This window comes from Helicobacter hepaticus ATCC 51449 (genome assembly GCF_000007905.1).
GTDB classification, from domain to species: domain Bacteria; phylum Campylobacterota; class Campylobacteria; order Campylobacterales; family Helicobacteraceae; genus Helicobacter_C; species Helicobacter_C hepaticus.
Map to the genome: position 1 here is coordinate 1,045,673 of NC_004917.1, position 12,533 is coordinate 1,058,205.

Here is a 12,533-nt window from a genome sequence, read left to right on the forward strand (position 1 = left end):
AATTTGACTAAAACCTTGCTTATAATTTTAATTATACACTCATTTCATAGAGTTTTTTACGCTCACTAGAGCTTGCAATATTGAGCTGTTGGCGATATTTAGTAATCGTGCGCCGCACCATTTTAAGAGCAAATTTTTGCTCTACACTTTTTAGAATCTTCAAATCACTCAAAGGTTTTTTTCTGTCTTCATTTTTGATAAGATTCAATATAAAATCCTTAATTGAAGCATTTGAAGTGTCTCCATCAATGGCTGCGGTAAAAAAGCTTTTGATAGGGAAAATCCCCCTGTCGCATTCAAGATACTTATTGGCAATAGCACGCGAAATGGTGCTAGGTGCATATCCTAAATCTTGGGCAATATCTTTAAGTTTCATAGGGCGAATCTCCCCGCCCATAAAAAAATCATATTGATTCTCGCGCAAGGCAATGGCAATTTTTAAAATGGTGGCTTTACGCATATCAAGCGCATCAACTAAATCTTTTGCTTCTTTAAGTTTGGTTTTCAAAAACTCTGCACTCTCCTTATGTGCCTCTATACCTTTAATTTTCTCCTCAATCAAAATCTTGGGATAATACACATCATTAATTGACACTTCAAGCTCATAGGTAGTATTTTTGAGTGCATCAGTTTTTACTCGTTCAAAGATAAAAATATCAGGAATCACTTCAGCCTCTTTCGCTCCAAACTCAATTGCAGGCGGATTCCTAAAGCTCTTAATAATTTTCATTACTTCATTGTATGCAGCGTGATTTTTATATTTGCTATGATTTTGCAAATCACGTATCACACACGCAGCCAAATCATAGCTTTCGCCCTCTAATTCAGTATTGCTCAACTGAAAAAGAAAAGATTCTATTACATCTTTTGCACCCACACCATAAGGCTCAAGATATGCAAATCTCTGCCTTACACGCTCTACATCTTCTTCATTCAATCCCAATTCACAAGCTATCTCACCCACTGCTGTATCTAAATATCCCTCATCATTTAGATTTTCTACAATCTTAAGCGCGATAGTGCGTGAAATTTCGGTAGGAAACAAAGTCGAATCAATTTGTTCCTCAAGCACTTCATAGAGGCTTTGTTGGCTAATATGTATAGATTCAAAGCGGTCATTTGACGTATTTGAAGAAAGATGAGATTTCTTATAGCTTTTAGACTGCAAACTCTGGGTCATTTGGCTTTGCACGCTAGCATAGGGGTTTTCTTCTACAATAGCATTGAGCGTCTCTTCAAGCTCCATAACGCCACTTTGTAAAATAGGCAACCAACTCTTTAGCGTTGTTGAAAGGCGCGTCTTAATATTGAGATTACTTCGTAGCTTACCCCCTACACTCATGCTTTAAAATGCTCTCCCAAATAGTATTTGCGCACTAATTCATTTGCATAAATTTCCTCTGCATTCCCACTCGCAAGAAGTGCCCCACCTTTAATTACATAGGTGCGAGAGCAAACTGATAGTGTCTCGCGCACATTATGGTCAGTTATAAGAACACCAATATCAAGCTCTGTAAGCCTCAAAATAATATTTTGTATATCACTTACTGCGCGTGGATCTACACCGGCAAAAGGTTCATCAAGCAAAATAAACTTTGGGTCTTTCACAAGCGCACGTGCTATTTCTACTCTTCTCCTCTCTCCACCACTTAAGCTTACGCCTTTTCTTGAACGAATGGGTTCAATATTAAATTCTTCAAGCATTTTTTCAATTTTAATCTGCCTATCTTTCGCATTTTTGATACTTATCTCTGCTGCGAGCATAAGATTTTCCTCTGTGCTTAAATCTTTAAAAATACTCGATTCTTGAGGAAGATAACCAATTCCTAGGTTGGAGCGCTGATGCAGAGGGAGTTTAGTAATATCAGTATGATTAAGCATAACCTTTCCAGAGCTTGGGTGTAGTAACCCACAAATCATATAAAAAGTAGTTGTTTTACCTGCTCCATTTGGACCCAAAAGCCCCACTACTTCACCACTATTAACTTCAAGAGAAATATCTTGAACGATTTTTGTTTTTTTAATATGTTTATTGAGATTATGTGCAGAAAGCTTATTCATAGGGCTACCTTATAGATTCTATTATCAAGCGTTGCATTTGTATTTATGGTAATACTCATTACCTTAAAGCCATTTTGACGCAATATCTTTTCTAAATGCTCATCACCCCATTCCACAAAATGCAGCCCTTCTTCCTCAAACATTTCAAGCAATCCTAATTCAAGCATATCCTGTATGTCCTTGCGATAAATATCATAATGGTAAATCACGCCATAATCTTGACTTTTATAAGCTTGTGCCAGGCTAAATGTGGGTGAAGTAACTTCTTCTTTACGCTGCTTATTTTCAGATGCTACAAAAGAACGCACCAAAGTCGTTTTGCCACTTCCTAAATCCCCTCTTAAAAGCACTATATAGCCTTTACAAATTTTGTTTTTTAAAGTATGACAAAGCTCCCCAACCGCAGATTCGCTTAACACATATTCACACATTTGATCCACCTGTTTGACTATCTTGCATAATCACTTCTTTAATGCCTACACTATCCTTAATAGCACTTATTAAATCCTTATTTTGTGTCAAAAAAGCATCTCTAGCATCAAGCATAGCTTTATCTGTTGAGATATCTAAAGTAGAAGATGTATTTGAATGAGGAATGTGTGTGTTAGTAGAGGTATTTTCAGATGATAAAATGATGTTTTGTTCAGAAGTGCTTTGAGGAATCACTTGAATAGACACCTGCGAGCCAAAAATTTCAGCCACTAATGCCTTGATAATACTAAAATGCTCTTTGAGTTGCTCCTTATCTTCGCCCTGTGCTGTGCTACGCCAACGCAAAACCTCTCCATCAAAATCCACAAACACTACATTGCGTTCAAAAATCTCCCCTAATCCCACATTGCGGTCTTTAATCTTTTGCACAAGTGTGCTAAAGCGCAAATGAGCATTAAGAGTTGGGCTAGTATTATTATGCGAAGAATTTGGAGTATGCACCTCTGAAGAAGTGAGGGAGGGAGGCGTATAACTTTGTTGAATATGAGTATTTGATGTAGAAGATGCACCATTAAATAGCTCTGCCTCAAGCTCTTCTATCATAGATTCTATATCTTTGACTTTAAGTGCTTCTTGCATTTTCATTGCACATAATAACAACACAAACGCACCATCAGTATTAAGGTTAAGCAGACTCTTAGATTCACTTAGAATACGCGCGAATCTCTCAAGAAGAAGTGGCGGAAAATCCACACTTTCTTTAAGTAGTTTATCTTTTAAAAAAAGCATCATTTCATCAAGTATCATTTCACATTCATACTCTTGGAGAATCTGCATAATCTTATGTGTATTTTGCTCATTTTTGTGTAAAATACTCTGAAAATAATCATCAAGCACTTGAGGATCAACTACGCCGAGCATATCTGTTACTCCTGTGACTTCAATATGATTTTTGCAAAAAATAATCGCTTGGTCCAACAAAGTCAATGTATCACGTAAGCTCCCCGAACCGCTCCGCGCAATAATATCAAGAGCTTGAGGTTCATAGCTCACTCCCTCTTTATTAAGAATTTGAGTGATATGTTCTACAACAAGTCGGTGAGGAATTTGCTTAAATCTAAAATGCTGCGTGCGACTTAAAATAGTAGCTGGAAGCTTTAATGGATCAGTCGTTGCGAGTATAAACTTCACAAACTCCGGCGGTTCTTCAAGTGTTTTGAGCAAAGCATTAAATGCTTCTTTGCTCAACATATGCACCTCATCAATGATAAAAATCTTAAATCTTGCAAAGCTTGGGCGATATTTTGTTTGTTCTATGACTTTTTTAATATCATCAATTCCCCTTGAACTTGCCGCGTCCATTTCAATAATATCCATATGTTTATTTTGCAATGCTGCTACACAACTCGCACAATTACCACACGGAGTGCTCGTAGGTCCATTCTCACACTGCAAAGCGCGTGCGAAGATTCTCGCTGAACTCGTTTTACCACTCCCACGCAATCCGCTAAAAAGATAAGCGTGAGAGATATGTTGAGAATCTAAAGCAAGAGAAAGCGTTTGCGAAATGGCATTTTGTCCTACCAAATCGCTAAAACAAGTCGGGCGATATTTTAAGGCTAGGGCTATTGAACTCATTTACATCCTCAATACTTCTTTAGATATTAAAAAATTGTAATTGTATAATAAGATTCCAAAAACTAAAATTACTCTTTCATAGAATCTTTTTGCATTATTTTTTCTCCTCTTGTGAAGATTCTTCATAAGAAAATATAGGCAAAGAAAGTTTATAAAAAATCGCCAAAAGCCTTGCGCTTACGCCCACTATTAAAGTCAAAATCGTAACAAGAGCAATATCCAATTGTGTCCATTCAAGCAACGCATAATACATCGCTCCTGCAATAATGGCAATACCTGCATAAATTTCTTTTTGAAAAACAAGGGGGATTCGCATACATAAAATATCACGCAAAATGCCTCCAAATACGCCCGTAATCACTGCTGCACTTACTGCAATGATAAACCCATATTCTTTATCAATCGCAATTTGTGCGCCAAGAATGCTAAAAACAACTAAACCTACTGCATCAAGGGTTAAAAATACGCCCTCACTTCGTGCTACCACGCGCGGAGCTTTCATTGTAAGCAATGCAGCAATACAAATAAGCACAACATATTCAGGGTGAGCTACCCAAGTAAGTGGATAATGATTAAGTAAAATATCTCTAATAGAGCCACCACCAATGGCTGTAACAAGGGCGATAAAAATCACGCCAAATAAATCCATTTTATGTTTCCCAGCAGCAAGCGCGCCTGTCATTCCTTCCGCGGTGATAGCAATGATATAAAGCGTAGTAAGGAGCATTATTCTCCCTTAATAGATTCTAAAATAATAAAGGAACTATAATAGAATCTACCTATAAAAGTGCTAAAAATATATTTATGGAATCTCTTTTGCTTAAAAGATTGTGTGAAAATCGCTCTTAAAGATTCTATTTTGATTAAAGGATTGTCCTATGATGAGATCACTCTACACTGCTAGCACGGGTATGCTCGGACAGCAACTTCAAATTGATAATACCTCCAATAATATTGCCAATGTCAATACCACAGGCTATAAAAAGCAAAGGGCAGAATTCGCTGATTTGTTTTATCAAGTGTTGCAATACGCGGGAACAAGCACAAGTGAGACGACCATTTCTCCTACAGGCATTGAAGTAGGCATCGGTGTGCGTCCTGTGGCAATACAAAAAATGTTTTCTCAAGGACACCCAAAAGAGACTGAAAATAACCTTGATATTGCTATTACAGGGAATGGATTTTTTCAAATTGAACTTCCCGATGGTAATATAGCCTATACACGCGCAGGAAGCTTCAAGCTTGATAATGATGGCAATGTCGTCAATGCGGAGGGTTATCGCCTTATCCCAGAGCTTACAATTCCAGAGGGTGCTACACAAATTAATATCGGCACCGATGGCACGGTGAGCGTAATTGAAGGAAATCAAACCGAAGTTAATATATTAGGACAAATTGAAATTGTTAATTTTATCAATCCCGCAGGTTTGCATTCTTTGGGCGATAATCTCTTTATCAATACCAATGCTTCAGGAGACCCTGTGGCAGGTGTGCCCGGACTTGACGGATTTGGGCAACTCCGACAAGGTTTCTTGGAATTAAGCAATGTTAAACTTGTTGAAGAGATGACAGATTTGATTACAGGACAAAGAGCCTATGAAGCAAACTCTAAGACTATCCAAACAGCAGATTCTATGTTGCAAACGGTGAATGGATTAAAACGATAAAATAGGTCTGTTTTATTGCAGTTTATTTAGCTCATAATAGAGCTTATCAGCCACAAGCTTATAGCCATTAGGTAGCAAATGCACATCAGCTTTTGCTAAATTTGCCTCCTCCCATTTCTTTTTGCCCCCACTTTGATTGATAAAATCCTCCATATCAAAAAGCAATGTTTGCTTTTGTTTAGCAAGTTTAGCAATAGCAGTTTTTACTGCAGGAGCGTTTTTTGTTATCCTATACACAGCTTTTTTACGCTTTTTGGCAGAAACTTTTTGCACCACAGGTGGCGGAGAGATGAGCAAAATACTTGCTTGCGGGTTGCTCTGCCTGATTAAATCAATAAATGCACCATAATTTTTTAAAAAAATACTCTCATTAAAATTATCATATAGCGCATCATTTGACCCATAACAGAGCACAACCAAATCCGCAGGAAGCATACTCATTTGATGTTTTAAAAGTTCTTTATCCCATTTGAGCCAAATATCAGAACGAGCACCATTTATGCCAAGATTTTCAACAATATTATTTACACCCTGTTGCTCATAAATAAAAAACCCGCCAAAAAGCACCTTTTCATTGAGTGCGCGAATATTGATAGGATAATGCAATTTAAGAGGGAGAATCTGCCATATAAAAGGGCGTTTGGCATTAATAATAAATCGTTGATTCTTAGCATCTTCAATGATAATAGCTTTTTCTTTATTGGGTGCTTTGAAAATAATTTTGCTTAGCATTTCTTGTGTAGATTGTGTTTGTGGCGTGAGTGTAATATGAGCAGGCAATTCCACAGGTTTAGCTACCACTCCGCCCATAGGATATTCATCAAGCTCGTGCAGGCGGGAATTAAGTATTTCAAAATTATTGCTTTCATATTTAAGAGTGAGATTTTGATGATAATTAGGATACATTGGATACACAAATCCAATTGAGTGATTTTTAAAAAGTAGCCCACGCAAACGATGAGAAATAAAATCCCCCGCAATATGAGAATCTCCAAAGATACGAATGATAAGATTCTCCCTTTTTTTGAGTTTTGCTATAAGCTCTGCGGGTGATTGTTGTTGATAATTTATAATACCACTCGTGGATTCTAAGAGTTTTTTACTCTTTGGTATTATTGAGGGCTTTTGAACTTGTTTTGGCTCACTCAATTCTTTGGCAATAGCCTTAAGAGGATAATCCACGCCTTGCGATAAGCAAAAGCTTATACATAATCCTACTAATATCCTCCATATCCACATCTTAAGTTCTCCTAGCCCCTGTTTTACTCCCACAAATGCTCCTTTATTTGATACTCTACATCTTGTGCAGGCAAAGAATGTATTGAATCCTCTTGCACATCTAACTCTTTGACTTGTGGGATAATCTCAAGTGCATTGAGAAAAATATTTGCCATAATTTGATAACCACGCGCTGTAAAATGCACACCATCATCAATGCGCACCTGCACACTCTTGCCATTTGCATTTTTGATAAAAGCAGAATATTTCCCTCCTTGAGTAATAATGCCATTACTTTGCAAAAAATACTCGCCCTCTTCTTTTACAACGCGTTCATACAAACTATTCAAATACACAATCTTATCATTGAGGGATTTTGAGCTTACCGATGGCACTTCATACCACACTACTCGCGCACCATAGCTATGAGCGACATTTAAAATCTCCTCAATGCGTTGGATATAAGTCTCCTCCCAACGCACGCTTTTAAAAGAAATATTTTTCATACCCCAAGGATCATTTGCGCCCAAAAGCACAACTACAAGGGCAATATCAGGGTTTTTAGCAAAAGTATCTTTAAGGGCTGCCTCCCAATTAAAATAATGTTTGTAAGTTAGTCCTGTGCTATGTTTGCTAAGATTTATCCCGCGCAAATTCACTTTTTTAAAAGTTTTAAGCACATAAGGTGCCACTCCTTGCATCATAGAATCTCCAATAAGCAATACCGATGAGCCCTCATCAATAGGTATGCGTGGATTATTTATCGGACGAATAGGTGTATAACTTTCTTGAGCGGTGGAGCTTGGCTGTTCAATGGGTGGCTTTTTGACAGGTGGTGGTATAGTTTGAGTAGTTTGTGCGGGTGGATTTACAGAAATAGATGGAGTTTCAAGAGGCGGTGTCTGCAAATACTCTGAATCTTTAGGCAAATGCCCTATATCTTTGGGCGGAAGGGACTTGGTAGATTCATTAGAATTTTGTGAGGCAGGATTCTCATTGGCGTGTAATGTGGGGTGAGATATGGGAGGATTTTTTGGTTTGGGCTTAGGGTTTGAAGTATTATTTGTATTATGCTTGGATTTTTTTCGTTGAGAATCTTTATTTGCAGGTGCATTCTTTTTATTTTGCTTATCGTTTTTTTCTTGTGCAAAAGTAAGATTATCAAAAGTAAATATATTCTTGCGCACTTGTTCAAGTGATTGTGTAAGATTATCAGCATACACAAATAGTGCATTATCTTCAAGCATAATACGTTCATACAATCCACTCAAAACCTGGACAAAAGGATAGGGGGATTCTGTAAAATTATGGTATTGTTGCTCAACGTAGATAATAATTGAGCTATGCAATGTAATCAAAAGCTGCATAAGAGTTGCAAACGCGATAAATACAAATTTCGCCTCTTTCACTTAAAAACTCGCATAGATAAAATTAGGTATGCCAGAGGGCATCATTACAATAATGAGCGTAAAAATAATGCTAAGCACAAAAGGTTTTATGAACCACGGGATAAAGCTTAACATCTTTTGACATAAATTCATACTCCCACGCATCAATGGATAAAATATAAAGATAATAAAAAACCCGCCAAGCACCCATAGAGTATATTGAGGCAAAGGAAATGTAAAGTTTTGATAAAACGCAAGAAAAAAGCTCTTTGTCTCATCAAGCGAATGATAAAAAAAGAAAATCCAACAAAAACTCACAAATATAAAAGTCAAAAATGAACCTACAAAAGGTAGAAAATCAAAGTTTATACGCAGAGCCTTAAGACAATTAAGCCATATTATCCCAAATCCGTGTAAAAGCCCCCAAATGAGAAAATTCAAAGTATTTCCGTGCCACAATCCAGAAAGCCCAAAGGCGATAAGGACAAAAAATTGTGTGCTTATAAACCCTCTTTGATTTCCACCAAGTGGGATATAGATATAATCCCTTATAAAAGTAGAGAGGCTTATATGCCACCTATTCCAAAAATCTTTAAGATTCTTCGCCATATAAGGCATATTAAAATTAGGGGGCAAACTAAAGCCCAACATAAGTGCAAATGCACTTACAAGGTGAATATAGCCGCTAAAATCACAATAAATCTGCACACTATATGCCAAAATACCACTCAAAAGCTCAAGGCTATGATATTCAAAGGGTGCACTTAGGATTGGTTGAGAATAGATGCCAAGATAATTTGCGATGAATGCCTTTTTGATTACACCAAAAAGCACAAGTGTAATAATCAAATCAATAGAACCAAAAGTACGCGATGCGTGATATTGCGCAAAGAAAAACTGACTTCGCATAATCGGACCTGCGAGAAATGTAGCAAAAAATGAAAGATAAGTCGCTAAGCCCACGAAGCTTTCGAGCGCAGGATTGCCTTCTTCATAATAAGTATCTCGCACAAGATTCTTACCTGTTTCATATACGCAGCGCAAATAAGTAATGGAAGCAAAGGTATAAAAGCTAAGCCCTAAGGGAAAAATAACATCTACCTCAAAAAAATCAAGTCCCATAAATTCAAGCAGTAAATCAACTTCATCTTTGATGCTTGCATAATATTTAAAAAAACAAAGAATAGCAATCACAAGACTTACACAACCAAGAAAAATAAAGCGGTAGCGGGTGCTATCAATAAAAAGTGCAAGAAAATGCACAAAACAAGTATAACAAAATACCACTAGTGCGAAATATGGGCTAAAAAGATAAATAACACAATAATTAAATGCTAAAAGCGCAAGATTCTGTAATGTGTGGGATTTGATTAACCAATAGAACACAAAAAATACAAGGAGAAGCAAACTAAATTCAAGTGAAAAAAAACTCATACTCCTGCGCTATCCTTTTGTGTGGAATCTTGTAGTGTTTTTTTGAAATTACAACTTACTTGTAGCTTCATTATCGCTAAAAATTATAGCACACAAAGCTAATCCTGCGGTCAAAAGATTTTTATGAAATCTCAAATATATAAAAATCTGTTACAGATAAATCATATTGCAAAAAATTGCTCTTCAATCTCATAAGGCAGTGAAGCTAAAAAACTCTCTCCTCTTTTTTGCCTTAAGGCTTCTTTTGTTTTTCTTACCACATATTCCTTGAGGCAGCTTTTTTCATAAAGGCTATCATAAACTTTTGGAGAAAAATAGGGCATACTTGTCAAAGTCGCTGCGCAAATACGCTTTTTGAATGGAATTTTAAAAAGAGTTCCACCAAATTTTGTATGTGTATATGCCCCCAGTGGATGAATAATAAATTTATCAGGATCACTTAGAGGAATTCGAACATAACCAATGGAAAATCGGCTCAAACCAACCTCTCCAAAATGAAAAAATCTCTTATGCAAGCGTCCATATCGCCTAAAGTCCATACCTATACCCTCTGTAGTAATATATACCCTTTGTTTGCGCCAATAAAGAAGATGAAAAAATGGCAAAATAAGGGATACAACTACCATACAAATACCAAAGAGTAGCCCCTTTATTTCAAACGGAGGAATAAATAAAGCCAAAAGGAAAGACAAACCAAAAAATGTAAAAAAAGATAATGTGATATAATCAAGAAAACTTACTTCGTGCTTGGCTTCAAAGATGAGATTTTCATCATTAGAAGTTTTGTCTTTATGATATTTATAATGTGCTAAAGCCAAAAGTGAAAACACTTATCCCCCTAATTGCATTAAGAAATGGAGTAGTATTATAGCTAAAACGCATTATAGAATCCACACAAACGCTACTTTGACTTCACGTTATGGTATTGATTAGAGATAGAGTTTCATTGCTCTGTTTTGATATAAAACTTATTCTGTTGATAATATCTGCCCAAAATGCTGCCACATATCCCCCATACAAAAGAAATAAACGCGCCAATAAGCAAAACACACATAATTCCCACACTCGCTAATAAGCCCTCAATTTGTGCAGAAAGTGCGTCCCCGCCACGATACACTACCGTGTCTAAAAAGTTTTTCACTTTATATTTAGAATCTGCATCTAGTGGCACAAAGAGCATTTCGCGTCCGGGCTTTACTAAAGAATACTCGCCTATACGTCTTATACTCATCACTATGGCAAGGGGCAAAAAAGCCGGGTGAGTAAAACTTAAGATGATAAAACCTACACACATAAGAAACCCAAGTGTTGAGAGGAGCATTTTTATGCCAAAAAATTGTGCAATTTTAGCTGTGAAAAAGATTTGAATGATTAAAGAAAAGCTTTGCACGATTAAATCAATAAATGCAAAAGCAGCAGTTCGTGCTTCACGAGTGGGGAAGACTTCTTTAATAATGCGTGCTTGTTCCATATATAAAAATGTTGAGACGCTTGTAAGTAGTATAATAAAAGCGCAGAGCATTAAAAGATATTTTGATTGCATAATAAGCTTAAAGCCGATGAAAGGATTCTTTGCTCCTATGGGTTGATTAAATTTTGCAATAAAATGCTCTTGTATATGCAAATGCGCTCCTGCTTCTTTTATCATCATATTTTTAAGCACTATCGCACCTATAAATAAAAGGATTGAGCCAAAAATAAGAGAACTTGGCTCTAGTTTTACAGAGAGAAATCCCACACTTGCTGCACCCACTATACTTCCTAAACTTGCTCCTGCACTAATAATCCCAAAAAGCCTTTGACTCATATCCTTATTAAAAATATCAGCAAGCAAACTCCACGCTGTGCTAAACACGCAGAGATTAAAAATGCTTACCCATACATAAAATCCCCTACAAAGCCACAAAAAAGCAGTCGTGTTTGGTTCAAAATAACCCATTGCAGCATAAAAAAGCAAGAGATTGAGTGCAAAAAATATCAAAATCACATCAATATAAAATTTCTTTTTAATTCTTGAAGCAACAAACATTATGAGTATTGAACACAAAAGTGCAAGGATAAAAGTTGCTAAAAAGAGCCATTTTAGCTCATCTTGTCCGCCTTCTAATCCTAGAGCATCACGCAAAGGACGTAAAATCGCATACGAGCTAAAAAGCATAAAAATAAACAAAAATGAGTAAAGCAAAAGCTTTAACTCCTCTTGCTTTAAGCTAAAGATTCTATAAAATAAGCTCATTTTACACTTTATACTATTGGACTAAGCATTTTGTAGGATTGGCGCAGTGAAGCTCCTCATAAAACTTATGCTTTTGCTCTAAGACTCTTAGAATCTCTTGCGTTTTTGCCAAATCCGCCTTGACATACTCTATTTGATTTTTTACAATCTCCTTGCGCTCACCAATTGTGCTTTCTCCCTGCATATACAAATCCATATAAAGCTTGATAGTCTTTATATCCATTTTAGTTTGCCTAAGATACTCTATCCAACGCAAAGCTTCTATATCCACTTCACTAAAATAACGCACATTATTTTTATCGCTCTGCAAAAAAGGAAATAATCCTTTTTTAATCCAAAATCGTATCTTTGTAGAGGGAATACCGGTTTTTCTCTCTACTTCTATGATAGTATAAGCCATAATTTCACCTTGATATTTTGGTGATATTATAAAACCTGATACCTAGTATCTGTCAAGGG

General features: G+C 36.4%; 12 protein-coding genes. 1 reads left to right on the forward strand and 11 read right to left on the reverse strand.

Features of this window, described 5'->3' with window-relative positions; translation table 11 throughout:
• Positions 1-31: 31 nt before the first annotated feature.
• The 5 genes from HH_RS05265 to HH_RS05285 all read right to left on the reverse strand — a co-directional run bounded on the left by HH_RS05265 (position 32) and on the right by HH_RS05285 (position 4,858).
• Entirely contained in the window at positions 32-1,342 is a 1,311-nt protein-coding gene (locus HH_RS05265) for an RNA polymerase factor sigma-54 (RefSeq protein WP_011115914.1), read from the reverse strand.
• Positions 1,339-2,061, reverse strand: a complete 723-nt coding sequence (gene lptB, locus HH_RS05270; RefSeq protein ID WP_011115915.1) for an LPS export ABC transporter ATP-binding protein — start codon at positions 2,059-2,061, stop codon at positions 1,339-1,341. The genes HH_RS05265 and lptB overlap by 4 nt, the downstream gene beginning before the upstream one ends.
• Positions 2,058-2,492 carry a tRNA (adenosine(37)-N6)-threonylcarbamoyltransferase complex ATPase subunit type 1 TsaE gene (gene tsaE, locus HH_RS05275; RefSeq protein WP_011115916.1) on the reverse strand — a complete coding sequence of 145 codons (435 nt, stop codon included), beginning with the start codon at positions 2,490-2,492 and terminating at the stop codon, positions 2,058-2,060. The genes lptB and tsaE overlap by 4 nt, the downstream gene beginning before the upstream one ends.
• Positions 2,485-4,131: a DNA polymerase III subunit gamma/tau gene (locus HH_RS05280; protein WP_041309084.1), complete on the reverse strand. Its 1,647-nt coding sequence runs from the start codon at positions 4,129-4,131 to the stop codon at positions 2,485-2,487. The genes tsaE and HH_RS05280 overlap by 8 nt, the downstream gene beginning before the upstream one ends.
• 94 nt (positions 4,132-4,225) lie before the next feature.
• Positions 4,226-4,858, reverse strand: a complete 633-nt coding sequence (locus HH_RS05285) for a trimeric intracellular cation channel family protein (RefSeq protein WP_011115919.1) — start codon at positions 4,856-4,858, stop codon at positions 4,226-4,228.
• Positions 4,859-5,009: 151 nt separating this feature from the next.
• On the opposite strand from HH_RS05285, the gene flgG reads away from it, so the two are divergent.
• Positions 5,010-5,798: a flagellar basal-body rod protein FlgG gene (gene flgG / locus HH_RS05290; protein WP_011115921.1), complete on the forward strand. Its 789-nt coding sequence runs from the start codon at positions 5,010-5,012 to the stop codon at positions 5,796-5,798.
• A gap of 12 nt (positions 5,799-5,810) precedes the next feature.
• On the opposite strand, the gene HH_RS05295 is transcribed toward flgG, so the two are convergent.
• The 6 genes from HH_RS05295 to HH_RS05320 all read right to left on the reverse strand — a co-directional run bounded on the left by HH_RS05295 (position 5,811) and on the right by HH_RS05320 (position 12,474).
• Positions 5,811-7,070: an SGNH/GDSL hydrolase family protein gene (locus HH_RS05295; RefSeq protein WP_011115922.1), complete on the reverse strand. Its 1,260-nt coding sequence runs from the start codon at positions 7,068-7,070 to the stop codon at positions 5,811-5,813.
• Positions 7,061-8,425: an SGNH/GDSL hydrolase family protein gene (locus HH_RS05300; protein WP_148141018.1), complete on the reverse strand. Its 1,365-nt coding sequence runs from the start codon at positions 8,423-8,425 to the stop codon at positions 7,061-7,063. Before HH_RS05300 ends, HH_RS05295 begins: the two co-directional genes overlap by 10 nt.
• Complete coding sequence (locus tag HH_RS05305; protein WP_011115924.1) at positions 8,426-9,838, reverse strand: MBOAT family O-acyltransferase; 1,413 nt, start codon at positions 9,836-9,838, stop codon at positions 8,426-8,428.
• Between the two features lie 161 nt (positions 9,839-9,999).
• Positions 10,000-10,668 carry a hypothetical protein gene (locus HH_RS05310; protein WP_011115925.1) on the reverse strand — a complete coding sequence of 223 codons (669 nt, stop codon included), beginning with the start codon at positions 10,666-10,668 and terminating at the stop codon, positions 10,000-10,002.
• Positions 10,669-10,781: 113 nt separating this feature from the next.
• A complete protein-coding gene (locus tag HH_RS05315) occupies positions 10,782-12,074 on the reverse strand; it encodes an NTP/NDP exchange transporter (RefSeq protein ID WP_041309086.1) in 1,293 nt (430 codons plus the stop codon).
• 13 nt (positions 12,075-12,087) lie between these two features.
• A complete protein-coding gene (locus tag HH_RS05320) occupies positions 12,088-12,474 on the reverse strand; it encodes a MerR family transcriptional regulator (protein ID WP_011115927.1) in 387 nt (128 codons plus the stop codon).
• Between the last annotated feature and the right edge of the window lie 59 nt (positions 12,475-12,533).

Bases quoted from the DNA above. Each gene is read 5' to 3' on its own strand.
- HH_RS05265 (WP_011115914.1), bottom strand. From the start codon at position 1,342: ATGAGTGTAGGGGGTAAGCTACGAAGTAATCTCAATATTAAGACGCGC.
- lptB (WP_011115915.1), bottom strand. From the start codon at position 2,061: ATGAATAAGCTTTCTGCACATAATCTCAATAAACATATTAAAAAAACA.
- tsaE (WP_011115916.1), bottom strand. From the start codon at position 2,492: ATGTGTGAATATGTGTTAAGCGAATCTGCGGTTGGGGAGCTTTGTCAT.
- HH_RS05280 (WP_041309084.1), bottom strand. From the start codon at position 4,131: ATGAGTTCAATAGCCCTAGCCTTAAAATATCGCCCGACTTGTTTTAGC.
- HH_RS05285 (WP_011115919.1), bottom strand. From the start codon at position 4,858: ATGCTCCTTACTACGCTTTATATCATTGCTATCACCGCGGAAGGAATG.
- flgG (WP_011115921.1), top strand. From the start codon at position 5,010: ATGATGAGATCACTCTACACTGCTAGCACGGGTATGCTCGGACAGCAA.
- HH_RS05305 (WP_011115924.1), bottom strand. From the start codon at position 9,838: ATGAGTTTTTTTTCACTTGAATTTAGTTTGCTTCTCCTTGTATTTTTT.
- HH_RS05315 (WP_041309086.1), bottom strand. From the start codon at position 12,074: ATGAGCTTATTTTATAGAATCTTTAGCTTAAAGCAAGAGGAGTTAAAG.
- HH_RS05320 (WP_011115927.1), bottom strand. From the start codon at position 12,474: ATGGCTTATACTATCATAGAAGTAGAGAGAAAAACCGGTATTCCCTCT.